This is a genomic window from Marinobacter sp. ELB17 (assembly GCF_000169375.1).
Lineage (GTDB): Bacteria > Pseudomonadota > Gammaproteobacteria > Pseudomonadales > Oleiphilaceae > Marinobacter.
Genome location: NZ_AAXY01000008.1, coordinates 61057 through 84368, shown reverse-complemented (window position 1 = coordinate 84368; position 23312 = coordinate 61057). Strand labels below are relative to the sequence as shown.

Genomic DNA, 23312 nt, shown 5'->3' with positions numbered 1-23312 from the left:
GACGTCGGTTATTCAGCTAAAATGCGGCCAATCTGGTACTACAAACTCATTTTAACTTATCAGGATTCGACCGATGAGCGATGTTCCCTCTGATTTGAAATACCTTGAAACCCACCAGTGGGTGCGGGTAGATAAAAGCGGTCTGGCCACCGTGGGCATTACCGATTTTGCCCAGCGGCAGTTGGGCGACGTGGTTTATATTGGCGTTCCGGAGCTGGGCGCTACCGTGACCGGCGGCGAAGAAGCCGGCGTGGTGGAGTCCGTCAAATCTGCCTCAGACGTATTCAGCCCGGTAACGGGCGAAGTGGTCGAAATTAACGAGCGGCTAGAAGACGAGCCGGAAAAAGTGAACGAAGACCCTTACGGCGAAGGCTGGCTGTTTCGGGTGAAAATGACCGACGACGGCGAGCTTGATGGCCTGATGGATGCAGACACTTACAGCGACCTGGTCGCAGCGGAGTAACAATCTTTTATGAATTTCCCGGTGTTATACCTCCGCAAGGGCGCCGAGCGCCGTCTGCGGGCAGGCCACTTGTGGGTCTACAGTAATGAAGTGGATATTAAACGCTCGCCGCTGACAGGCTTCGAAGCCGGTGTTCAGGCAGAGCTGCGCGCATCGAACGACAAGCCTCTGGGCACCGTGTTTGTGAATCCCCATGCGCTGATTTGTGGCCGGCTGATTAGCCGTGACCCAACCCATGGCATGACCCCACAACGGCTTACCCAGCGCATGGAAATTGCGCTGGAATTGCGCCAGCGGCTGTTTAACAAGCCGTTTTACCGCTGGGTTTTTGGTGACAGCGATGGCCTGTCCGGGCTGGTGATTGACCGCTTCGGGGACACCGTGGTGGTGCAAATTTCCAGCGCCGGCATGGAGCAGATGAAGGACGCCATTGTACGGGCAATACAAAGGCTGACCCAGGCCAGCTCTATTGTGCTGAAGAACGACGGCAAAATGCGCAAAGTGGAAGGTCTGGAAAACTATGTGGAGCAGGCCCACGGCAGCGCCCCTGAAATGCTTCAACTGGAAGAAAACGGCGTCAAGTTTGAAGTGCCGCTGGCGGGCGGGCAGAAAACCGGCTGGTTTTACGACCACCGCATGAACCGTGCGCGTTTGCAGGCCTACGCGCCGGGCAAGCGGGTGCTGGATGTATTCAGTTACGTGGGCGGTTGGGGCATACAGGCCGCCAGTGCCGGCGCCACCAGCGTGACCTGCATAGACAGCTCGGCGTCAGCCATTGAGTCGGTGCACCACAACGCCCGCCTGAACGGACTGACGAACGTTGATACGATTGAAGGCGACGCCTTTGACGCGTTAAAAGCATTGGCGGATGAAAAACAGAAATTCGACATTGTGGTGCTAGACCCGCCTGCACTGATACCCCGCCGCCGCGACCAGAAAGCCGGTGAGCAAGCCTATGCCCGCTTGAATCAGCTGGGTTTGCGCCTGCTGGAGCGGGACGGCTTGCTGGTGTCGGCGTCTTGCTCTATGCACTTGTCCCAGGAAAAACTGGTGGACATCATTCGTGGTAGCGGTCGCAAAATTGACCGCTTTGTGCAGCTGCTGGAGCAGGGCCATCAGGCGCCAGACCACCCGATTATTCCGGGCATTGCGGAAACCGATTACATCAAATCCTGCTTTGTGCGTTCGCTGACCGGGTTTTTATAGTCCCGGCTATCCAGCTCCCAAAAGTCGCAGGGGGAATCAATCCCGCAGCGACATAATGGGCCAATCGCGCTCGCGGGCCATGGCTTCCAGGCGCGAATCCGGGTCGACCACCACCGGATTCGCAACCTGTTCCAGCAGTGGTGCATCGTTGATGGAATCGCTGTAGAACCAGGCGCCGTCCAATGACTCATCGTTTTCACTCAGCCACTGCTTCAGACGCGTTACCTTTCCGCCCTGAAAACTGGGCGTGCCCGACACCTCTCCGGTAAAGCGGCCATTCACCACTTCCGGGTTGGTGGCAATCAAGTGCTCAATGCCCAAAAGGTCGGCGATTGGCCTGGTAATAAAATGATTGGTGGCGGTAATAATCATCAGTGTGTGGCCCTGGCTGCGATGCTGGTGTAGCAGTTCGGCGGCTTTGGTTTGCAGCATCGGTTGCACGTGGCTGGCCATAAAACGCTCGCGCATGGTGTGCAGTTCGTCCAGTGAAAACTGCGCCAGGGGTTCCAGCACAAAACGTTGATAGCAAAACACGTCCAGCTCGCCGTTCAGGTAGTCCTGATAAAACCGGTCATTGGCTTTGCGGTGCGCATCTGCGTCTACAATGCCTTGCGCCGCCAGAAAAACGCCCCAGGCGTGGTCGCTGTCGCCGTTCAGCAGGGTGTTGTCCAGATCGAATATGGCCAGAGTCATCATTTTGCCTCGGTGATTAAGGTGGCTAAAAGCCGGCACTTACCGGCGTCTTGAAGTGTGCCGCAGTTTATCATGGCCGCACGCAAACAGCCGTGATTGCCGATTTCTTGGGATTCTGCAAGAATGAGAGCAACTTGGAAAAATCTGACCGTCGCATTTTGCCGCGGTTAACCGACTCTTAAAGAGGTACTGTACCGTGATCGACTCAGACGGTTTCAGACCCAACGTCGGAATCATTCTGGCCAACCACAAAGGGCAAGTGTTGTGGGCGAGGCGCATAGGCCAAAACTCCTGGCAGTTTCCGCAAGGCGGAATTCATCAGGATGAAACACCGGAACAGGCATTGTACCGGGAGCTTGGGGAGGAAGTCGGGCTGTGCGCCTGCGATGTGGAAATCATCAGTTGTACGCGGGGCTGGTTGCGATACCGCTTGCCGCGGCGAATGGTTCGCCACAACTCGCACCCGTTGTGCGTAGGTCAAAAACAGAAATGGTTCCTGCTGAGGATGCTTTCGTCAGACGCGCAGGTATGCGTAGACGGCACCGATTCACCGGAATTCGACGGCTGGCAGTGGGTAAGTTACTGGTATCCGTTAGGGCAGGTGATCTCATTCAAAAAAGAAGTCTACCGACGTGCGCTGCGCGAGCTGGCGCCGCGGCTGTTCCATAACATGGAGCAGGCGCGACGTGCCGAGCACAACCGGCGCTTGAAGGAACAATCATGACGACGGGCTAATCCCAACATGCTGAGTACATTGCGAACGATCGTCCAGGAAGTAAACAGCGCCCGCGACCTGCAGGAGGCGCTGAGCATTATTGTTTCGCGTGTGCAAAAAGCCATGAACACCGAAGTGTGTTCGGTGTATCTGCTAGACCCTGCTACCAACCGCTACGTACTGATGGCCACTGAAGGGCTGTATCGCAAAGCCGTGGGCAAAGTTAGCCTGGGTTATTCCGAGGGCCTTGTGGGCCTTGTGGGCTCGCGGGAAGAGCTGATTAATCTGGAAGATGCGCCTTCCCATCCCCGTTACCGTTACTTTCCTGAAACCGGCGAAGAACGCTTCCGCTCGTTTCTGGGTGTGCCCATTATTCACCATCGCCGCCTGATGGGTGTTCTGGTGGTGCAGCAGCGTGAGAGTTCCCGCAGTTTTAATGAAGGCGAAGAAGCCTTTATGGTGACTATCTCAGCTCAGCTCAGCGGGGTGATCGCCCACAGCGAGGCCACGGGCGCCATTGGTGGTTTGTCGCTCACCGGCGAGGAAGCTCATGACATCGGTTTTGACGGCGTGCCCGGAGCCCCCGGCGTGGCCATTGGCACCGGCGTAGCCGTTTATCCGGCGGCAGACCTTGACCTTGTGCCGGAAAAAGCCACGGATGATATTGAGCACGAACTCGACTTGTTCCAGTGCGCGGTCAGTGCCGTGCGCGAAGACATCGAACGGGTGGCAGCACGACTTGCCTCGCAGCTGAGGCCGCAGGAACAGGCGTTGTTTGATGTTTACCTGCGCATGCTCAGCGATGAAGCCCTGCCGGACGAAGTTAACGGTAAAATTCGCGAAGGTAACTGGGCCCAAGGATCGCTGAAACAGGTTGTGCAGCAGTACGTGCGCAATTTCGAGATGATGGATGATCATTATCTGCAGGAGCGGGCGGTAGACGTGCGCGACCTGGGTCGGCGTTTATTGTCGCATCTGCAGGAAGGCGAGCAAGCCAGCCTGGAATACCCCGAACGCACCGTATTGGTGAGTGAAGAGATCACCCCCGCTATGCTGGGCGAAGTGCCTAAGGGCCAGTTGGTGGGGTTGGTGTCGGTGAAAGGTTCCAGCCACTCCCACGTGGCCATTCTGGCCCGCGCCATGGGCATACCCACGGTAATGGGGCTGGTTGACATACCCGTGAATCAGCTCGACGGCAAGGAACTGGTGGTCGACGGCTTTGAAGGCCAGATTTTCGCGTCGCCATCGGCGGATCTGCGCGCTTATTACCAAGTTATCTGCGACGAAGAAAACGAGCTGATTCGCGGCCTCGAAGCCCTGCGCGATTTGCCTTGTGAAACCACCGACCATCACAGGGTATCAATGCTGGTAAACACCGGGTTGATGACCGACGTGGTGCGGTCGCTGACTCACGGCGCCGAAGGCATTGGTCTGTACCGCACGGAAGTGCCGTTCATGATTAAAGATCGCTTCCCTTCGGAACAGGAACAGCGCGAATACTACCGCGAGCAGTTGGAAGCCTTTGCGCCTAACCCGGTGACCATGCGCACCCTGGATATCGGCGGCGACAAGTGCCTGACGTATTTCCCCATCCACGAGGAAAACCCGTTTCTGGGCTGGCGTGGCATACGGGTCACCCTGGACCACCCGGAGATTTTCCAGCTGCAGGTGCGGGCGATGATGAAGGCCAGCGAAGGCCTGAACAATTTGCAGATTATGCTGCCAATGATCAGCAATATTTCCGAAGTGGAAGAGTCTCTTCATCTGATTTACCGCGTATATCACGAAGTGCGTGAAGACGGTTACAACATCCATATGCCAAAAGTGGGCGTAATGATCGAAGTGCCGGCAGCGGTATACCAGATACGCGAACTGGCCGACCGGGTGGATTTCCTGTCGGTGGGCACCAACGATTTAACCCAATATTTATTGGCTGTAGATCGTAACAACCCCCGTGTGGCCCCGCTGTACCATTCTTACCATCCTGCTGTGCTGCAGGCGCTGGTGCGTATTGCCCAAGACGCCCATGCCGTGGGCAAACCGGTGGGTGTGTGTGGCGAATTGGCGGGGGACCCGGGCGGCGCCGTATTGCTGATGGCCATGGGCTACGATTCACTATCGATGAACGCAGCCAGCCTGCCAAAAGTGAAATCGGTGATTCGCAGTGTAAGTCTTGAGTGGGCGACAAATTTGTTAGAGGACATCCTGCTGTTGGATTCGCCCCATGTGATCAAAAGCTGTGTCGACCTGGCGTTGCGTAATGCCGGATTCGGCCGCTATATGCGGCCCGGAAAATCCACTGGTAAAACTTTGGCAGAGGTAGCCTCGGCATCCGCCTGAATAACTCGAGAAGGCCAAGCTATGAGTCACGGCAAACTGACAAAAAAAACGCAGCCGGCGAACGCAGCGAGCGGCAACAAACCCCGAATCGGTGTGGCGTTAGGCGGCGGCGGCCCGATTGGCGGCATTTACGAAATAGGTGCACTGAGGGCGCTTGACGAAGCTCTGGAAGGGCTAGATTTCAACGATCTGGATGTTTACGTTGGGGTGAACTCGGGGTCGTTTGTGGCGGCTCACTTGGTGAACCAGGTAACCACCGCCCAGCTGTGTCGAATTTTTGTGCGCAACGAATCTGAATTGCACCCGTTTCATCCCGGTGTTTTTTACCGTCCGGCCTTCGCTGAAATGGGCCGCCGTTTACTGGCCATACCCGGGCTGATTACCACCGCGCTCACCCGCTTCTTTCACAACCCCTACGATCAGAGCCTGCTGGAAGCCTTGACCATTCTGGCCCAAGCCGCACCCGCCGGGCTGTTCAATAACGAAGGCCTGCACCATTACTTAAGGCGTGCGTTCACCATGCTGGGCCGCACCAACGATTTCCGCCAACTCAAGCGCCAGCTGTTCATTGTGGCCGCCGATGTGGAGAGTTCCAAGTCGGTGTGTTTTGGTGCGCCGGGGTTTGACGCCGTGCCCATCTCCAAAGCCATTCAGGCCAGTACGGCTTCGGCGGGCATTTACGTACCGGTGGAAATAGACGGCCATTACTACGTCGATGGAACCCTGCGTAAAGGCCTTCACGCCTCGGTGGCGTTTGACCATCAGGCTGACCTGGTGCTGGCAATCAATCCCCAGGTACCGCTAGACGCGACTGCAGCCATGAAAGCCGGTACCTTGGCAGCCGGCGAGATGACCCGCTCTGGCATGCCCAATGTGCTGGCTCAAACCTACCGCACCATGGTGCATTCGCGCATGCAGTCCGGGATAGACCGTTATGCCCAGGACTATCCGGACAAAGACATTGTGCTGTTTGAGCCCAGCATCGAAGACGCCATTCTGTTTGGCTCCAATGTGTTCAGTTTTGAATCCCGGCGTTTGCTGTGCGAACACGCCTATCAGGTTACTCGACGCGATTTGCGCCTTCGTGCTGCAGAACTGGAACCCAAATTGGCGAAATACGGCATTGCTCTGCGCCACGACTGTCTGAATGACACAGATCGCACGGTCAGCACCAGTCTGTTTGGCGAGTCACTACAGACCACGTTAAGGGCAAAATCGCAGACACAAAAAAGCCGGCTGGCGGCCGGCTTGCAAAGCGTTACTGGGCAAACAGAAAAGGCCCGGTCTTGATAGCGTGCGACCAGAATGCATTCTTACCCTGGTCGCTTAGCTATTGCCCGCTAAAGAATGTAGCGACTTAAATCTTCGTCTTCCGCCAATTTGCCAAGTTTCTCCTCGACGTACTCGGCGGTGACTTCGAACTCTTCCGTGATCTTGTCGCCGGCATCGAATGACAGGCTTTCCAGCAGTCTTTCCAACATGGTGTGCAAACGTCGTGCGCCGATATTTTCGGTGTTCTCGTTCACTTTCCACGCTACTTCTGCCAAGCGGGTAATGGCGTCGTCGGTAAAGCTGAGCTTCAGGCCCTCGGCGCCCATCAATGCTTCATACTGCTGCACCAACGAGGCATCCGGCTCTGTCAGAATGCGCTTGAAATCGTTGGGCGTTAGCGCATGCAGTTCTACGCGAATCGGCAGGCGGCCCTGCAGCTCTGGAATTAGGTCTGACGGCTTGGTCAGGTGGAAGGCGCCAGAGGCGATAAAAAGGATGTGATCGGTGCGAATAGCGCCGTATTTAGTGGTGACCGTGCTGCCTTCAATTAGCGGCAGAAGGTCACGCTGAACACCCTCGCGGGATACATCCGAGGAGCTGTTTTCAGAGCGCTTGGCCACTTTGTCGATTTCATCCAGAAACACGATGCCGTTTTGCTCAACAGCCTGTACCGCTTTCTGTTTGATTTCTTCTTCGTTCACCAGCTTGGCGGCTTCTTCATCCTTCACCCGACGAAGGGCATCAGCCACTCGCATCTTGCGGGTTTTGCGCTTGTCTTGGGACATGTTGGCAAACATGCTTTGCAGCTGGTTGGTCATTTCTTCCATACCCGGCGGTGCCATAATTTCGACACCGGCGCTGCTGTTGCGCAGATCAATCTCAATTTCTTTGTCGTCCAGCTCGCCTTCCCGCAGTTTTTTACGGAACATCTGGCGGGTGGCCGAATCTTCCCGCGGCTTGTTGTCGTCGTTGAAATCCCGCGCCGGTGGCAACAGGGCGTCCAGAATGCGATCTTCTGCGGCGTCCAGAGCGCTGTTTTCGTGGCGCTTCATTTCCTGTTCACGCAGCATTTTCACGGCCATATCAGCCAAATCGCGAATGATGGAATCTACATCGCGACCCACATAACCCACCTCGGTAAATTTGGTCGCTTCCACTTTCAAAAAGGGTGCGTCCGCCAGCTTGGCCAGGCGCCGGGCAATTTCAGTTTTACCGACACCGGTGGGGCCAATCATCAGAATATTCTTGGGGCTGATTTCTTCACGCAGCTCGTCGTTGAGCTGCATCCGGCGCCAGCGATTGCGCAGGGCAATGGCTACCGCGCGCTTGGCTTCCTGCTGGCCAACAATGTGTTTGTCCAGTTCGAGGACAATTTCTCTGGGAGTCAGTGCAGACATGATCGCTCCGGCTTAATCGTTGGCAGAAAGCACTTCAATGGTGCGATTCTGGTTGGTGTAAATGCAGATGTCAGCCGCTATAATCAGGCCTTTTTCGGTAATCTCGCGGGCACTCATGTTGGTGTTTTCTAACAGCGCGCGGGCAGATGCCTGGGCGAAAGGGCCGCCGGAACCAATAGCAATCAGGCCCATTTCTGGCTCTATAACATCGCCGTTACCGGTAATGATGAGTGAGGCAGTTTTATCGGCCACCGCCAGCAGTGCCTCGAGTTTTCGTAACGCCCGGTCTGATCGCCAGTCTTTGGCCAACTCCACTGCGGCGCGGGTCAGGTTACCCTGGTGTTTTTCCAGCTGCGCTTCGAAGCGCTCGAACAAGGTGAATGCATCGGCGGTACCCCCGGCAAAGCCCGCTAAAACCTGGCCGTTGTACAAGCGGCGCACTTTACGGGCGTTGCCCTTCATTACGGTATTGCCAAAGGACACCTGGCCGTCACCGCCCATGGTGACTTCGTCGTCGCGGCGTACGGAAAGTATGGTGGTCATGTGGGCTCCAGTTGCCTGATCGAATGTGTTAGCGCAGTTATGGAGGCAACGCCGCGATTTTCAAGGCAGAACGTTCAGCGCTCAATCTTTGATTTACGCATCAGAATCAAAAGAGACTAGCCCTTTTTGGGGATTTTCCGCACCAGCGGCTGAATGCTGATAGACACCAGCTTGTCCACAGCAGCGTTCATTTGGCTGCGGGACGTGAACGGGCCGACATTCACTCGATACCAGACATTGCCGTCCTCCAGATCGATTTTTTGTACCGCTGCGCGTAAACCCTGGAAAGCGATTTCGGCGCGCTGGCGTTCGGCATCTTCCGCTTTTCGGAATGAACCGGACTGCAGCAGGTAATCGACTTCCGGGCGCCCTGGGCTAGGCGTGTATTCGTCCACCGTGGATGGCATTACCTTGGTTTCCGGCAGCATTTCGTAAAAACGGAATTGGGGTTTGACGATTTCCGGTTGTATCAATGCTGGCGTTTTGGCCGGCGCTTTCTGCACAGTGGGCGCCGCGTCTTTGCCGGGTGCCTCGCTGCCAGGCAAGCTGTTCAGGTACACAATAAAGCCGATAAAACCGCCCACAGCCGCCAGTGCCAATACCGATTTCATCGACAGGCTACCGTGTTGAGCTCGCGCCGGAGCGGCGGCTTTCGGCACCCGGGTGCGGGCAGGCAGGGCAGGCTTGCCCGGTTTTTGACGAGGCGTAGTGGCCTGGTTGGGTGACGATTTGCGGGCGTAGTCTCGCGACATTTTTTTGGTTACATCTCTTCCGGAGCGCTAACGCCCAGCAGGTCTAAGCCATTTTCGATTACCTGGCGTACAGCCAAGTACAAGCTGATGCGGGCATCGCGTAGGGCGGTGTCTTCAATCAGCACCTTGTGGGCGTTGTAATAGCTGTGGAACAGGCCGGCCAATTCCCGCAGGTACTGGCTCAGGGTGTGGGGCTCGCGCTGGGCAGCGGCGCTGGCAACCAGCTCAGGATATTTTGCCAGCTGGTTGGCCAGTTCTTTTTCTTCATCCAGCGTCAGCAGAGTCAGGTCGCCTAAGGATTCGTGACGGCCACGCTGCACGCCTTCGACAGCCAGCTTGCGCAACACGCTGCAAATGCGGGCGTGAGCGTACTGGATGTAATACACCGGGTTTTCGTTGGTTTGCGAGCGCGCAAGATCAATGTCAAAGGTCAGCTGGGAATCCACTCGCCGTGCCGCCAGAAAGAAACGGGTGGCGTCGCGGCCTACCTCTTCAATCAGGTCGCTAAGAGTGACATAGCTGCCTGCGCGTTTGGAGAGTTTCACCTCTTCACCACCGCGGGTTACCATCACCATTTGGTGCAGCACATAATCTGGCCAACCTTCCGGAATACCGATATTCAACGCCTGCAAACCGGCGCGAACGCGGGTAACGGTTGAATGGTGGTCGGCACCCTGTTCGTTAATAACCGTGCTAAAACCGCGCTGCCACTTGTCCAGATGATAGGCAACATCCGGCAGAAAGTAGGTGTAGCCGCCGTCGGTTTTGCGCATAACCCGGTCTTTATCGTCGCCAAATTCGGTGGTTTTCAGCCACAGGGCGCCGCCGTCTTCGTAGGTGTAGCCGTTTTCTTGCAGGCGCTTTACGGTGGCTTCAACCTTGCCGTCGTTGTACAGCGAGGATTCCAGGAAATACACGTCAAATTCGACGCCAAAGGCTTTCAGGTCAAGGTCCTGCTCGCGGCGCAGATAAGCCACGGCAAAATTCGTAATGGCTTCAAGGTTGTCCGGCTCGGCCTGGCCGGTCACCGAGCGTTCGTCTGCCGTAATCGTCTTTCCGGCCAAATAGGCCTCGGCCACGTCGGCAATATAGTCGCCGCGGTAACCATTTTCAGGCCAGCTTTGGTGATCTGGCGTCAGGCCTTTTACCCGGGCTTGAACGGATAACCCCAGGTTGTTGATCTGGGCGCCAGCGTCGTTGTAATAAAACTCGCGGGTAACCTGATAGCCGTTGGCATCCAGTAGCCGACAAATGCAGTCACCTATTGCGGCACCGCGACCGTGGCCCACATGCAAAGGGCCGGTGGGGTTGGCGGAAACAAATTCCACCTGTACTTTTTCGCCCTTGCCGCTGTGGTTGCGGCCAAAGTCTTCAGCCTGTTCCAGTGCCGCATTCACAACGCCAAAGGCGCTGGCCGTACTCATGAAAAAGTTGATAAAACCCGGCCCGGCAATCTCCACTTTGTCGACCGCTGCACTGGCCGGCAAGTTGGCTACCAGCGCCTCCGCCAGTTTGCGCGGCGCACAGCCGGCGAACTTGGCCGCCACCAGCGCAATGTTGCACGCGTAATCGCCGTGGGATTTGTCTTTGGTGTTGCCAATCTGTGGCGCAAAGTTCTGATCTGCGGGCAAAACGCCTTCAGATTGCAGCGCCGCCAGGGCAGACTGAAGCAGGTCGGAAACGGTCTCTTTCATGCTGTTGAATAGCTCGGCTGAACGGAAGTGGAAATGGGGCAGGGCGCCCACCAGAGTAGAAGCGCCATATTATCGCGGAAACTGGTTTTGTAAGCAAAAGCCAGGCGGGGTGATAGAGGGCGCTAGCCTGTTTCCTGTGGGTCCACGTCGATCATCCAGCGGCTGCCGGAGGGCTGTTTTTGTTGATCCAGATGCAGGCAAACGTCGGCGAGGGTTTTGTTCAGGCGCTTGCGGTTATCGGCGTTTATGACCAGCTGGGCGCGGTAGCGGTCGGCGCGACGGGCAATCAACGCTGGCAGTGGGCCCCAGATTTCCAGACCCGGTGCCTGGGCCAGGGGTTTTATGGTGTCCAGTACCTGCAAACTTTTTTCCATGGTGTCGGCTTCGGCGCGGAATATGGCCATAGCGCGGTAAGGCGGCAGTTGGCCGCCTTCGCGCTCGACTAAAAGCTGTTCGGCCATATCCCCGTAGCGGCCCGTGCAAAGTGTTCTTAACAGTGGGTGGTCGCTATGGCAGGTCTGCACCAGCACGGTGCCGGGCTTGTCGCCGCGACCCGCACGGCCGCTGACTTGCAGCAGGGTTTGTAGGAGCTGTTCAGGGGCGCGGAAGTCTACGCTGAACAGGCCGCCGTCGGCGTTTATAACCACCACCAGCGTTACGTTGGCAAAATCGTGGCCTTTGGCCAACATTTGAGTGCCCACTAAAATGCAGGGCTCGCCGGTGTTTACGGTTTGCAGAATGGCTTGAATGCTGCCTTTACGCTGGGTGCTGTCGCGGTCAACCCGCACCACCGGGGTGTCGGGGAAGGCGGTGGTCAGTATGTCTTCGCTGCGCTCGGTACCCTGGCCGACGGGCTTGAACGCATCACTTTGGCACTTCGGGCACTGGGTTGTTGCGGCGGCCTGAAAGTCGCAGTGATGGCAGCGCATGGCATTGTCACGGCGGTGGTAGGTCAGGCGGGTGTCGCAGCGCGGGCATTCCACCATATGGCCGCAGTCAAAGCACATCATCACCGGCGCGAAGCCGCGGCGGTTCACATACACCAGCACCTGTTCGCCGTTGTCCAAAACCTGCTTGATTGCGTTAAGGGCGGGGCGCGACAGGCCGCCTTCTAAAGGCCGGCTGCGAATGTCCAGCAGTTTTATTCGCGGTGGTCTGGCGTTGCCGGCCCGCTCCTCCAATGTGGCCAAGGTGTATTTGCCTTGCTGCGCGTTGTGCCAGGATTCCAGCGAGGGCGTGGCCGAGCCGAGTATCACCGGGCATTTGTTCAGATGGGCGCGGTATACCGCAAGGTCGCGCGCTGAATAGCGAAAGCCATCGCCTTGTTTGTAGGAGCTATCGTGTTCTTCGTCCACAATCAGCGTGCGCAAACCGGTAAAGGGCAACAAAACCGCCGAACGGGTGCCAATGAGTATGACGGGTTCGCCGTGGCGTATTTTTAGCCAGGTGTCCAGGCGCTCGCTGTCGTTCAGTGCCGAGTGCCACACCACAATCCGCTGGCCAAAATAGCGCTGGAAGCGGGCCACGGTTTGCGGTGTCAGGTTTATTTCTGGCACCAGCACCAGGGCCTGATCCTGTTCACTCAAATGTTGCTTTAAATAATGCAGGTAGATTTCTGTTTTACCGCTGCCAGTGATGCCGTATAGAAGGCAGGCGCTAAAGCCCTTGGCCGGGTCTGGAAGCTGTGCTGCGGTATCTGTTTGTGCCGGTGATAACGTGGGTGCCGCAAAACTCTCGGTGGGTGTTGTTGCCAGCACGGGTTCGGAGGCTTCAATCAGCTGCTTTTGTTCCAGGGTCTTCAGCTGGCTGCGATTAAAGCCGGCGCTTAAGATGGAGCTTGTCGCAGCGCCCTGGGAATACTGCAAAAGCCAGGCTAGCAAGGCTTTTTGACGGTGGGCCTGGGGTGGCAGCTCCGCACCGCTGCTGCGGGCGCGCCACCAGGCTTCGGTTTTGCGCAATGCTGGCTGGCCGCGCCTGAGTGCTGGCGGTAAGGCCGTAAACAGGCATTCACCCAGCGGGTGTTGGTAATAGTCGCTGGCCCAGCTTAGCAGTCGCAGTGTTTCCTTTGGTAGCGCAGGCCAGCCTTCCATAGCACTTCGAACCGGCTTTAGTGATACCCCGGGCGGCGGGGTTACGCCTACCGCAGTAACCAGTCCGGTTATCTGCTGGCGGCCAAAGGGAACCTGAACCCGCTGGCCGGGCTGAAGGCTGAGGCCGGCGCCAAGGGTGTAGTCAAACAGCCTTCGCAGCGGGCGGTTCATGGCGATGCGTACAACCCTGGTCACGGGTTTTGCGCATTTGGATGGAAGCTATGCCTGGCAGGCGCTGCAACGGCTATAAGTGTCACGGTATGTTCGTATCCTTGTGCAAGCGCCGGTTGTGGCGGCCTGCGCCGGTGGGCATGGGAATTCAGCAGTGTGGCGCTTGCCTGGGTGGCAGTTTGCAAGTAATATTCGCGCTCTGTTGGACAGGGTCAATTGTGCCCCGTCTCTCTTATTGATTCAAATATGCGGTGCCTGGCATACGGAACACTCTACGGAACATTCTTCGGAACAGCCGTAATCGTGACCAGGTGGCGGCATAACCTGACGAGGTTCGCCATGAAAGAAGGTATCCACCCTAAGTACGAAAACATCGCCGCTACCTGTTCTTGCGGTAATGTGATCCATACCCGTTCTACCGTTGGACGTGACCTGCAGTTAGACGTGTGTTCACAGTGCCACCCGTTCTATACCGGCAAGCAGAAAGTTATGGATACCGGCGGCCGTATTGACCGCTTCCAGAAGCGTTTTGGTGGTCGTATTGTTGGCAAGAAAGAAGATTAATGCCAGCGAATTGCAAAAAAGCGCCTTCGGGCGCTTTTTTTTGTCTCAAAAAATGACAGAGCTCGCTTCTGTGACCGAACATACGCAATAAGACGTATTGACGCTTTACCGGACGGTGGGATGGCCCTTGTCGTTTTATGCGGCGCGGGCCATAATGTCGTCCCGCCATAAGTACATTTGTAATTCAGTACGGCGGCTTTACACCCTTAAACGTGACAAACGGAATAGTGGCAATGTCTCAAGATCTGAAAGAAGCAGCCCTTGAATATCACGCCAAGCCGCGGCCTGGCAAGCTGAGTGTAGAAATCAGCAAGCCCACAAAAACAGCCCGCGATCTTGCACTGGCATACAGTCCCGGAGTTGCCGAGCCGGTCCGCGAGATCGCCCGTGACCCCGAAAACGCCTACAAATACACCATGAAAGGCAATCTGGTGGCGGTTATTTCTGACGGCTCCGCGATTTTGGGCCTGGGTAATCTCGGCCCACTGGCCAGCAAGCCAGTAATGGAAGGTAAGGGCGTTCTTTTCAAGCGCTTTGCCGGTATTGATGTATTTGATATTGAAGTCAATTCTGAAAGCCCTCAGGCTTTTATTGAAACCGTTGAACGCATTGCCGATACCTTTGGCGGCATCAACCTCGAAGATATCAAAGCGCCTGAGTGTTTTGAAATCGAGCGAGCGCTGATTGAAAAGTGCAGCATACCTGTATTCCACGACGATCAGCACGGTACCGCCATTGTAACGGCCGCCGGCATGCTTAACGCGCTGGAACTGCAGGGCAAGAAAATTGAAGAAGCCACCATTGTGTGCCTGGGTGCCGGCGCTGCCGCCATTGCCTGCATGAAGCTGCTGATCAGTTGTGGTGTGCGTTCCGAGAATATCTGTATGGTGGACCGCAAGGGTGTGATTCACTCTGGCCGCGACGATCTGAACCAGTATAAGGCGATGTTCGCCAACGATACCGATAAACGCACTCTGGACGATGCCATCGACGGTGCTGATGTGTTTGTGGGTCTTTCCGGCCCGGACTTACTGAGCGCTGAACAGCTCAAGAAAATGGCACCTAACCCGGTTGTATTCGCCTGTTCAAATCCGGATCCGGAAATTGATCCGGCGATTGCGAACGCAGTGCGCGATGACCTGATCATGGCCACGGGCCGTTCAGATTATCCCAACCAAGTGAACAACGTGCTGGGCTTCCCCTTCATTTTCCGTGGCGCACTGGATGTTCGTGCCACAGTGATTAACGAAGAGATGAAGATTGCTGCGGTAAACGCTATCCGCGAACTGGCGAAAGAGCCGGTGCCTCAAGAAATCTGCGAAGCCTACGGCGCTGACAGCTTCGAGTTCGGCAGGAATTACATTATTCCGAAGCCGATGGACGTGCGTTTGCTGGAAGTGGTTCCGGCGGCTGTTGCCCGTGCAGCAGTTGATACCGGTGTGGCTCGTAACCCATACCCGGCGCATTACCCGCTTAAATCCATGGACGATATTATTTAATCAACCAGACGTTAAGCGAATAAAAAACCGGCGGTGCCTGTTAAATTTAGGCTCCGCCGGTTTTTTTGTGGGCGCTCGGTTCTCTACGAAGGCCGACCGCGACACTCAGACCTGCTGCAATCAGTTGCCTAGAACAGTTGCCGGGAAATATCGTCGGTGTCGCCAGTTCCCAGGCCGCCGCGTTCTTCCGCGCTGATGACCTCGGGTTCGTCTTCTTCACGGAACAGTTCAAATACGCCTTCTTCGCCGGGGCGGGCGCGCCTGCCGGTATCTGCATTAATGCGCACATTCACAATGCCATTTGGGCGCGGCATCTGCGCAGAGGGTGTTTGGTCCAGAGCGACTTTCATGTAGTTGATCCAGATGGGCAAGGCGGTGCTGGCGCCGAATTCGTTTCGGCCCAAGGGCGCTGGCTGGTCAAATCCGACCCAGGCAATAACCGCCTGCTGATAGTTGAAGCCAGCAAACCAGGTGTCTATCTGTTCGTTGGTGGTGCCGGTTTTGCCGGCAAGATCGTCCCTGTTCAGAATTCTGGCACGGCGGCCGGTGCCCAGTTTGATGACATCGCGCATCATGGAGTGCAAAATGTACACCGAGCGCTCGTCGGCCAGTCTTGGCATCAGTCGGGCCGGCGCTTGTACGACGCTTTCCAAAGGCTCGTCGCTCAGTTCGGTCACAATGAAATCGTCGTTTGTGTCACCGCTGTTGTCCGTGTCCTGCAAATCAATTTCGTCAATTGCAACGGCGTTACCGCAGTTGCTGTCGCAAAGAATCACGTCGGGTGCTTTGTAGACGGCCGTGCCTCGCGCGTCTTCAATTTGGCGGATCAGGAAAGGCTCTACGTCATAGCCACCATTGGCAATAACGGCCATGCCCCGTGCCAGTTCCATCGGCGATAGCAAGCCACTGCCCAGTGCCAGCGATAAATTAGCGGGCATGTCTGCAGTGGGTACTTTTAGCTGTTTGAGGTAATCCAGCATTGGCTGAATGCCAAGGTCGCGCAGCAAACGGACAGACACCAGGTTGCGTGAGCGGTAGAGGGCTTCGCGTAGGCGTGTGGGGCCGTAGAACTGGCCGGATGAATTTTGCGGGCGCCAGGCGATTTCTTGGCCTTTCTCTTCCAATACAATGGGCGAGTCGTTAATCAGCGTTGCCGGGGTAAATCCAGATTCCAGAGCGTTCAGGTAAAGAAACGGTTTAAACGTGGAGCCGGGCTGACGCTTGGCCTGGATGGCTCGATTGTATTTGCTTTGCCCAAAGCTATAGCCGCCGCTCAGCGCTTCAATGGCACCGGTTTCTGCGGTTAAGGCTATCAGCGCGCCTTCGACTCGCGGCACTTGATACAGCGCTACATTTTGCACGATGTCAGTGAGGGGTTGTTCTTGGCCGTTGTCGGTGGGCTGGGGAGCCGCGTTATTCAGCGCTTTCACATAAACCACATCGCCAGGGCTGAGTACGTCTGACGGTTTTTTTGGCGTCGGGCCGGTCAGGTTTTCGGTGCGGTAACGCTGGGCCCACGTCATGGTGTCTAACGTCATGGTCACGGGGCCAAGGAGGCGGGCGTGCAGCGTGGCCGTGCCGTTATTATCGTCGGTTTTCAGCACCACGGCAGGGATCAGCGGCCCGGTTCTCGGGTAAGAGCGCAAGGCCGTGGCGAGCTCGTTGGCATTCAACGATTTGGTGTCAATGGTCCCTACCGCACCGCGAAACCCGTGACGGCGATCATAGGCTTCAAGCCCTTGGCGCAGGGCGTCAGTGGCGGTTTGCTGTTTTACGCTGTCTACGGTCAGGGTCACCGAGTAGCCATCGGTGTAGGCGTTATCGCCAAAGCGCCGAACCATTTCAGAGCGGGCCATTTCGGCGACGTAATCGGCGTCCACTTCGGTTTCGGTGGCGTTATAGGTGGCTGTCAATTCGGCATTAACGGCTTGTTCGTAGTCGTCCTGAGAAATCATCTCAAGCTCTTTCATGCGCCCCAATATCCAGTTTCGCCGTGCCAGAGCGCGGCTTGGATTTGCCAGGGGATTAAAGGCTGACGGTGCCTTTGGCAGGCCGGCGAGCATGGCCATCTGGGCCAGCGTTAATTCGCTCACGGGTTTGTTGTAGTAAACCTGGCTGGCGGCAGCAATACCGTAGGCGCGGTTGCCCAAATAGATTTTGTTGAGGTACAGCTCGAGTATCGTGTTTTTGTCCAGCTCACGTTCAATTTGCAGGGCCAGCAAAATCTCGTTGAATTTACGAATGAACGTGCGATCCCGTGACAAAAAGTAGTTTTTTGCCACCTGCATGGTGATGGTGCTGCCTCCGGACTGTATGTGGCCGGTAGAGGCCAGTTCCAGTGCGGCCCGTGCCAAACCTTTTATATCTACGCCGAAGTGTTCATAGAAACGGGAGTCCTCTGCAGCGAGAAATGCTTGCAGTTGGCGCTCGGGAACTTGCTCGATTGTGACGGGTGTCCTTCTCTTTTCACCAAATTCTGCTATTAATTTGCCGTCCTGACTGAATATCCGCAGCGGTGTTTGCAGTTTTATATCGAATAACTGCTCCGCTGCGGGAAGGCCAGGCCGAAGATACAAATAGAAGCCGGAACCAAGGACAAGGGTGACACTCAGTCCGGTTAGAAAAAGCCAGATGAAAAGGCGAGATGTACGCATCAAATAGGACATTTTTTTCTGACAACAGTTGGATATAGGTCTATGATTTGAACCATTGCATTAGGAAAGGAGACTACTTCGCTGATACAAAAGCCCTGCGTTAAGAAGAATAGGGATTGTAATCGGAAAACAGAAGAAATTCTCTTAAATAAAAAACATACAAAGTACATAGCCGGCTGCAATTAACCAGTTATAGGGTGAGCGCGTGTTTGGATCTTTCGGAAAGAAATCCAGTGCTGTGCTGGGCTTGGACATAAGCTCAAGCTCGGTCAAGCTTTTGGAATTGTCAAAACAGGGCGACCGCTTTCGGGTTGAAAGTTATGCCGTCGAACCTTTACCTGCAAATGCTGTGGTGGAAAAAAACATCACGGATGTTGAAGCCGTAGGTGACGTGATCAAGCGCGTGGTGTCCAAATCCCGCTCTGGCGTCAAGCAAGTAGCCGTTGCCGTATCCGGCTCCGCGGTGATCACCAAGGTGATCCAGATGGATGGCGGCATCAACGATTTCGAAATGGAAGACCAGATTGCCCTGGAGGCAGACCAATACATTCCTTATCCGCTGGATGAAGTCGCGATTGATTTCGAGGTACAGGGTCCCTCTGAAGCCAATCCGGATAAGGTTGATGTGCTGATTGCTGCCTGCCGCAAAGAGAACGTTGATGTGCGCCAAGACGCACTGAATATTGCTGGCCTGACCACCAAGGTGGTTGACGTAGAGGCCTATGCCCTCGAGCGTGCCTATCAACTGATTGAATCGCAATTGAACTCCCACGGCGACGATCTGGTCGTGGCGATCATGGATGTGGGCGCCACCATGGCCACGTTGAGCGTGATTGTCGAAGGCAAAACTGTGTATACCCGCGAACAGGTGTTTGGTGGCAAGCAATTAACCGAAGAAATCCAGCGCCGCTATGGTTTGTCGCTGGAGGAAGCCGGCCTGGCCAAAAAGCAGGGTGGCTTGCCCGATGATTATGAAGCCGAAGTGTTGAGCCCGTTCCGCGAGGCCGTGGTGCAGCAGGTCGCTCGGGCGATGCAGTTCTTTTTTGGTGCCAGCCAGTACAACTCGGTGGATTATGTGGTTTTGGCCGGCGGCACCTCGGCAATACCCGGGCTTGTTGACATGGTAGAGGAAAAAACGGGCAGGCCCACGCTGGTAGCCAATCCGTTCGCGGACATGGCTGTTAGCTCGCGGGTTAATGCGTCGGCGTTGAGTAACGATGCTCCCTCGTTGATGATCGCGTGTGGTCTGGCAATGAGGAGCTTCGACTAATGGCAAGAATCAATCTTCGGCCCTGGCGTGAAGAGCTGCGCGCAGAAAAACAGAAACAGTTTGTGGTGATGCTGCTGAGCGCTGCCATAATTGCAAGCGGCCTGGCGTTTTTGTGGAAAAACAACGTAGACAGCCGCATTGCCTATCAACAATCCCGCAATGCTTATATTCAAACAGCGGCCAGTAAGCTTGATGAGCAGATCAAAGAAATTGAAAGTCTGAAGCGTAAGCGCAACGAGCTTCTAGCGCGAATGAAAGTCATTCAGGATTTGCAGGGCAAGCGCCCGGTTATTGTGCGGGTATTCGACGAGCTGGTGCGTACCGTGCCCGATGGCCTGTATTTCACCGATTTGAAGAAGGTCGGTGATCGCTTGGACTTGGTGGGTATGGCAGAGTCTAACAGCCGGATTTCATCGCTGATGCGTCAGTTTGAAGACTCCGATTGGTTTACAAATCCGAATCTGTCCAACGTGTCGACTGCTGATGCCCGCCGTGCAGGTTACAGTCAGTTCAATTTGTCCGTCAGTCAGCAAAGCCCTGGCATTGAAGGGGAGGAGAAACAATGAGCCTTGCGGACTCGCTGAAAAGCCTGAACGAATTCGATATCAATGATCTGGACATGAACAACGCCGGTATCTGGCCGGCACCGGTAAAGGCCATTGTGCTACTGCTGGTGTTTGGTCTGATTATGGGTGGCGGCTACTGGTTCTTTATAAAGGACCAGTTTGCGCAACTGGACCGGGTAGAAAGTACAGAGCTGGAACTGCGCAAGAATTATGAGAGTAAGGCTTATCAGGTGGCCAACCTCAGCGTGTTCAAAGCGCAGATGGTAGAAATGGAAGAAACCTTCGGTGCGTTGGTGCGTCAGTTGCCAAGTGAAACCGAAGTGCCAGGCCTTTTGGAAGACATTACCAATACCGCGCTGGGCAGTGGACTGGCTCTGCAGGAAGTGAAACTGCAGCCGGAGCAGAAACGGGATTTCTATTCCGAACTGCCTATTAATATTCGGGTGTCGGGCTCTTACCATGAACTGGCTGCGTTTGTTAGCAGCGTGGCGAGCTTGCCGCGAATCGTGACTTTGCATGATTTGACCATTAAACCCACCGGAGCGGACAACGATCAGCTGGACATGCAGGTTGTTGCCCGTACCTATCGCTACCGGGCCGGAGAATGAGCATGACGGTAAACCATGCCGGAAAAGCCTGTCTGGGTTTGTGCCTGGTATTGTCGCTGACAGCCTGTTCACAGAGCAGCGGCTTTTCCGATCTCGACGTGTTTATGGAGGAAACTCGGGCAAAACCCCGGGGGTTTGTCGAACCATTGCCGGAGTTCAACGCTTACGAGGCGTTTAGCTATTCGGCGTCAGATCAGCGCTCGCCGTTTGAGCCACCCATCGACGTGCAGCTGACGATGATCAGCGAGCAGGAACAGCAAGCGATGAATGACGTAAAGCCGGATATGGACCGGCCGCGGGAAGTGCTGGAGAACTTTGATCTGAAAGAACTGGATATGGTGGGTACCCTGCGCAACAGTGCAGGCACGCTGTTTGCCTTGGTAAAAGACAGCAGTGGCGGCATTCACCGTATAAACAGCGGCAATTTTATCGGTAAAAACTACGGTCGAATTGTGGGTGTAGGCGAGACCCGCGTCGAACTGTTGGAAATCGTGCCCGACGGCCGTGGCGGATGGGTAGAACGCCCGCGCCAACTGTCGCTGGACGAAGGTGATAGCGATGGAGCGGCACAATAATGAATAACAGCAACGTGAATGCACAAAAATGCTTGAAGCCGAGGCTAGCGATGTTCAAAAAACTCAACGTAATTGTCTGCGCGGTAACCGTTGGGTTGTTGTCCAGCCTGGCTAGCGCTGCCACTTTGCAGGATGTGTCGTTTTCCTCTTTACCCGGGGATCGGCTGGAAGTGACTTTGCAGTTTGACGGCCCACCGCCTGAACCGACGGGTTACACCATTGAGCGCCCCGCTCGTATTGCGGTAGACCTGAAAGACACCACCAGTGCCTTGGGTGCCCGCAGCTTGCCGCTGGGCAGCGGAAATGCGCAAAGCATGACCGTTGTTGAAACCAACGACCGTACCCGCCTTATTTTCAACCTGATTGAGCTGGTTCCTTACACCACTCAGCGCAATAACAACGCGTTGGTGATGATTATTGGCGGCGATTCCGCAGATGTAACCAGTGACGTTGCGGGATCTGACGGTGCCAGCCCTGTTGCCTCGTCAGCGGACGCAGCGCCGGCGTTGGCAGACGTTGATTTTCGTCGCGGTGCACAAGGTGAAGGCCGTGTGGTTGTGCGTCTGGCCAGTGCGACGACTCAGGTTAACCTGAGCGAACTGGGCGGAAAAATTCGACTGACCATGCCGGACCTGACTGTGCCCGAGCGCCTGCGCCGCCGTTTGGACGTGACAGATTTTGCCACGCCGGTACAACGGATCGACACCTTTATTGAGGGTGGCAGTGCGGTTATAGAGATTCGTCCGGAAGGCGACTATGACTACATTGCGTACCAGTCTGGCAACGAATTTACCGTGAGTGTTGAACGGCTGAGCGCAGAAGAAGCAGAAGTCCGTCGCGAAGAGAAGTTCCCATATTCCGGCGACAAGCTCTCGCTAAACTTTCAAGACATTGAAGTTCGCTCGGTACTTCAGCTGATTGCCGACTTTACCGGTTTGAATCTGGTGGCCAGCGATACCGTTGGTGGTAGCATCACGCTGCGCTTGCAGAATGTGCCTTGGGATCAGGCGTTGGATCTAATTTTGAAAACCAAAGGTTTGGATAAGCGCCAGATTGGCAATGTATTATTGGTAGCGCCCGCCGATGAAATCGCCGCCCGTGAACGGCTGGAACTGGAAACAACCAAGCAGATCGCCGAGCTTGCCCCGCTTCGTTTGGACATCATTCAGGTCAATTACGCAAAAGCTGCCGAAGTAGTAGCGCTGGTGCAGGCCGACCAAGAGCTGATTTCCAGTCGCGGTTTCATTTCCTCAGACTCCCGAACTAACACCATCAGTGTGCGTGAAACCGTTGAAAAGCTAAACGAAATTCGCCGCCTGGTGTCCACTTGGGACGTAGCTGTGCGTCAGGTTTCTATTGAAGCCAGGATTGTGCGTGCGCAAACCAACGTGGCCGAGAGCCTGGGCGTTCGCTGGGGCGGTGCATCTTATGGCAATAATGGTAATAACTCGACGGTGGTAGGCGGTTCTTTAGAAACAGTCGGTGGTGTAATGGGCGCCGGGGCTGCAAATTCAACCTCGGTTACCTTCCCGGGTGCTCTGGCGGTAGATCTTGGTGTATCTGGCGATGGCGCCTCATCGTTTGCCGTTGGGTTCAGCGGAGGTGACTTCCTGGTCGACCTCGAGCTGTCTGCGCTGGAAAGCGATGGCAAAGCGGAAATCGTGTCCCAGCCTAGAGTTGTTACCGCGGATCGCCAGACGGCGTCTATTAAATCGGGTCAGGAAATTCCGTTTCAGGAAGCCAGCAGCAGCGGCGCCACCAGCACATCATTTAAAGAAGCTGTGTTGTCGCTTGAAGTAACGCCGCAGATCACGCCGGATGACAAAATCATCATGGACCTTGAGGTGACTCAGGACTCCCGTGGCGAAGACACCCCCAACGGCCCGGCCATCAACACCAACTCGGTGACGACTCAGGTGCTGGTCGCCAACGGTGAAACCATCGTTTTGGGCGGTATTTTCGAATCGACCAACACCGAAACCACCACCAAGACACCGTTCTTGGGCGATATTCCCTACCTGGGCAGGTTGTTCAAGCGCACTCAGACTACCGAGCTGCGTAGCGAACTGCTGATTTTCATTACCCCGAAAATCATCAAAAACGACCTGGTTCGTTAAGTTATCTGCAACAAAAAAAACCGCCGCCTAAAAACGGCGGTTTTTTTGTGCGTGTGAAACCCGCGGCAGAACCGGACATTCTTATAGAATGACTGCCCCTATGCTATTCTGACCGGCTTGAAC

General features: G+C 55.6%; 19 protein-coding genes. 12 read left to right on the top strand and 7 right to left on the bottom strand.

The features are described from left to right. Nucleotides 1-73: 73 nt before the first annotated feature. Together gcvH and MELB17_RS11535 are read left to right on the top strand one after the other, a co-directional pair. Nucleotides 74-463 (top strand): glycine cleavage system protein GcvH, encoded by a 390-nt coding sequence (gene gcvH, locus MELB17_RS11540; protein ID WP_007350423.1) that lies wholly within the window; start codon nucleotides 74-76, stop codon nucleotides 461-463. Between the two features lie 9 nt (nucleotides 464-472). Continuing rightward, nucleotides 473-1669 (top strand): class I SAM-dependent rRNA methyltransferase, encoded by a 1197-nt coding sequence (locus MELB17_RS11535; RefSeq protein WP_007350422.1) that lies wholly within the window; start codon nucleotides 473-475, stop codon nucleotides 1667-1669. A 36-nt stretch (nucleotides 1670-1705) separates the two neighbouring features. Here MELB17_RS11535 and MELB17_RS11530 read toward each other — a convergent pair whose 3' ends face one another. Next, the gene (locus MELB17_RS11530; protein ID WP_036184583.1) at nucleotides 1706-2362 is read right to left on the bottom strand and encodes an HAD family hydrolase; all 657 of its coding nucleotides are present in this window, start codon (nucleotides 2360-2362) and stop codon (nucleotides 1706-1708) included. 196 nt (nucleotides 2363-2558) lie between these two features. Here MELB17_RS11530 and MELB17_RS11525 point away from each other — a divergent pair, with 196 nt between their 5' ends. From MELB17_RS11525 to MELB17_RS11515, 3 genes are read left to right on the top strand one after another with little or no spacing between them, the layout of a single operon-like run. After that, nucleotides 2559-3086, top strand: coding sequence for an RNA pyrophosphohydrolase (locus MELB17_RS11525; protein WP_007350420.1), 528 nt, complete (start codon nucleotides 2559-2561; stop codon nucleotides 3084-3086). A gap of 18 nt (nucleotides 3087-3104) precedes the next feature. Continuing rightward, nucleotides 3105-5417 carry a phosphoenolpyruvate--protein phosphotransferase gene (gene ptsP, locus MELB17_RS11520; protein WP_007350419.1) on the top strand — a complete coding sequence of 771 codons (2313 nt, stop codon included), beginning with the start codon at nucleotides 3105-3107 and terminating at the stop codon, nucleotides 5415-5417. A gap of 21 nt (nucleotides 5418-5438) precedes the next feature. Beyond that, a complete protein-coding gene (locus MELB17_RS11515; RefSeq protein WP_007350418.1) occupies nucleotides 5439-6707 on the top strand; it encodes a patatin-like phospholipase family protein in 1269 nt (422 codons plus the stop codon). A 50-nt stretch (nucleotides 6708-6757) separates the two neighbouring features. On the opposite strand, the gene hslU is transcribed toward MELB17_RS11515, so the two are convergent. The 5 genes from hslU to MELB17_RS11490 all read right to left on the bottom strand — a co-directional run bounded on the left by hslU (nucleotide 6758) and on the right by MELB17_RS11490 (nucleotide 13360). Further along, nucleotides 6758-8086, bottom strand: a complete 1329-nt coding sequence (gene hslU, locus MELB17_RS11510; protein ID WP_007350417.1) for an HslU--HslV peptidase ATPase subunit — start codon at nucleotides 8084-8086, stop codon at nucleotides 6758-6760. Nucleotides 8087-8098: 12 nt separating this feature from the next. Further along, nucleotides 8099-8629 carry an ATP-dependent protease subunit HslV gene (gene hslV / locus MELB17_RS11505; protein ID WP_007350416.1) on the bottom strand — a complete coding sequence of 177 codons (531 nt, stop codon included), beginning with the start codon at nucleotides 8627-8629 and terminating at the stop codon, nucleotides 8099-8101. A 116-nt stretch (nucleotides 8630-8745) separates the two neighbouring features. Beyond that, nucleotides 8746-9381: an SPOR domain-containing protein gene (locus tag MELB17_RS11500; RefSeq protein ID WP_007350415.1), complete on the bottom strand. Its 636-nt coding sequence runs from the start codon at nucleotides 9379-9381 to the stop codon at nucleotides 8746-8748. A gap of 8 nt (nucleotides 9382-9389) precedes the next feature. Continuing rightward, a complete protein-coding gene (gene argS / locus MELB17_RS11495; RefSeq protein WP_036184624.1) occupies nucleotides 9390-11075 on the bottom strand; it encodes an arginine--tRNA ligase in 1686 nt (561 codons plus the stop codon). A 122-nt stretch (nucleotides 11076-11197) separates the two neighbouring features. Then, a complete protein-coding gene (locus MELB17_RS11490) occupies nucleotides 11198-13360 on the bottom strand; it encodes a primosomal protein N' (RefSeq protein WP_007350413.1) in 2163 nt (720 codons plus the stop codon). Between the two features lie 315 nt (nucleotides 13361-13675). On the opposite strand from MELB17_RS11490, the gene rpmE reads away from it, so the two are divergent. Both rpmE and MELB17_RS11480 read left to right on the top strand, forming a co-directional pair. Beyond that, the gene (gene rpmE / locus MELB17_RS11485) at nucleotides 13676-13900 is read left to right on the top strand and encodes a 50S ribosomal protein L31 (protein ID WP_007350412.1); all 225 of its coding nucleotides are present in this window, start codon (nucleotides 13676-13678) and stop codon (nucleotides 13898-13900) included. A gap of 233 nt (nucleotides 13901-14133) precedes the next feature. Beyond that, a complete protein-coding gene (locus MELB17_RS11480; protein ID WP_007350411.1) occupies nucleotides 14134-15399 on the top strand; it encodes a malic enzyme-like NAD(P)-binding protein in 1266 nt (421 codons plus the stop codon). A gap of 128 nt (nucleotides 15400-15527) precedes the next feature. Here MELB17_RS11480 and MELB17_RS11475 read toward each other — a convergent pair whose 3' ends face one another. Continuing rightward, nucleotides 15528-18065: a penicillin-binding protein 1A gene (locus MELB17_RS11475; protein ID WP_007350410.1), complete on the bottom strand. Its 2538-nt coding sequence runs from the start codon at nucleotides 18063-18065 to the stop codon at nucleotides 15528-15530. Nucleotides 18066-18258: 193 nt separating this feature from the next. Here MELB17_RS11475 and MELB17_RS11470 point away from each other — a divergent pair, with 193 nt between their 5' ends. Genes MELB17_RS11470 through pilQ form a run of 5 tightly spaced genes read left to right on the top strand, consistent with a single transcriptional unit; the run spans nucleotide 18259 to nucleotide 23189 of the window. Then, on the top strand, nucleotides 18259-19323 hold the full coding sequence (locus MELB17_RS11470; RefSeq protein WP_007350409.1) for a pilus assembly protein PilM: 1065 nt from the start codon (nucleotides 18259-18261) through the stop codon (nucleotides 19321-19323). Further along, nucleotides 19323-19889 carry a PilN domain-containing protein gene (locus MELB17_RS11465; RefSeq protein WP_007350408.1) on the top strand — a complete coding sequence of 189 codons (567 nt, stop codon included), beginning with the start codon at nucleotides 19323-19325 and terminating at the stop codon, nucleotides 19887-19889. Before MELB17_RS11470 ends, MELB17_RS11465 begins: the two co-directional genes overlap by 1 nt. Continuing rightward, the gene (locus MELB17_RS11460; protein ID WP_007350407.1) at nucleotides 19886-20497 is read left to right on the top strand and encodes a type 4a pilus biogenesis protein PilO; all 612 of its coding nucleotides are present in this window, start codon (nucleotides 19886-19888) and stop codon (nucleotides 20495-20497) included. Before MELB17_RS11465 ends, MELB17_RS11460 begins: the two co-directional genes overlap by 4 nt. A 2-nt stretch (nucleotides 20498-20499) precedes the next feature. Then, nucleotides 20500-21072: a pilus assembly protein PilP gene (locus tag MELB17_RS11455; RefSeq protein ID WP_007350406.1), complete on the top strand. Its 573-nt coding sequence runs from the start codon at nucleotides 20500-20502 to the stop codon at nucleotides 21070-21072. Then, entirely contained in the window at nucleotides 21072-23189 is a 2118-nt protein-coding gene (gene pilQ / locus MELB17_RS11450) for a type IV pilus secretin PilQ (RefSeq protein ID WP_007350405.1), read from the top strand. The genes MELB17_RS11455 and pilQ overlap by 1 nt, the downstream gene beginning before the upstream one ends. The last annotated feature ends 123 nt before the right edge of the window (nucleotides 23190-23312 follow it).

Bases quoted from the DNA above. Each gene is read 5' to 3' on its own strand.
- gcvH (WP_007350423.1), top strand. From the start codon at position 74: ATGAGCGATGTTCCCTCTGATTTGAAATACCTTGAAACCCACCAGTGG.
- MELB17_RS11535 (WP_007350422.1), top strand. From the start codon at position 473: ATGAATTTCCCGGTGTTATACCTCCGCAAGGGCGCCGAGCGCCGTCTG.
- MELB17_RS11530 (WP_036184583.1), bottom strand. From the start codon at position 2,362: ATGACTCTGGCCATATTCGATCTGGACAACACCCTGCTGAACGGCGAC.
- ptsP (WP_007350419.1), top strand. From the start codon at position 3,105: ATGCTGAGTACATTGCGAACGATCGTCCAGGAAGTAAACAGCGCCCGC.
- MELB17_RS11515 (WP_007350418.1), top strand. From the start codon at position 5,439: ATGAGTCACGGCAAACTGACAAAAAAAACGCAGCCGGCGAACGCAGCG.
- hslU (WP_007350417.1), bottom strand. From the start codon at position 8,086: ATGTCTGCACTGACTCCCAGAGAAATTGTCCTCGAACTGGACAAACAC.
- hslV (WP_007350416.1), bottom strand. From the start codon at position 8,629: ATGACCACCATACTTTCCGTACGCCGCGACGACGAAGTCACCATGGGC.
- MELB17_RS11500 (WP_007350415.1), bottom strand. From the start codon at position 9,381: ATGTCGCGAGACTACGCCCGCAAATCGTCACCCAACCAGGCCACTACG.
- argS (WP_036184624.1), bottom strand. From the start codon at position 11,075: ATGAAAGAGACCGTTTCCGACCTGCTTCAGTCTGCCCTGGCGGCGCTG.
- rpmE (WP_007350412.1), top strand. From the start codon at position 13,676: ATGAAAGAAGGTATCCACCCTAAGTACGAAAACATCGCCGCTACCTGT.
- MELB17_RS11480 (WP_007350411.1), top strand. From the start codon at position 14,134: ATGTCTCAAGATCTGAAAGAAGCAGCCCTTGAATATCACGCCAAGCCG.
- MELB17_RS11475 (WP_007350410.1), bottom strand. From the start codon at position 18,065: ATGTCCTATTTGATGCGTACATCTCGCCTTTTCATCTGGCTTTTTCTA.
- MELB17_RS11465 (WP_007350408.1), top strand. From the start codon at position 19,323: ATGGCAAGAATCAATCTTCGGCCCTGGCGTGAAGAGCTGCGCGCAGAA.
- MELB17_RS11460 (WP_007350407.1), top strand. From the start codon at position 19,886: ATGAGCCTTGCGGACTCGCTGAAAAGCCTGAACGAATTCGATATCAAT.
- MELB17_RS11455 (WP_007350406.1), top strand. From the start codon at position 20,500: ATGACGGTAAACCATGCCGGAAAAGCCTGTCTGGGTTTGTGCCTGGTA.
- pilQ (WP_007350405.1), top strand. From the start codon at position 21,072: ATGAATAACAGCAACGTGAATGCACAAAAATGCTTGAAGCCGAGGCTA.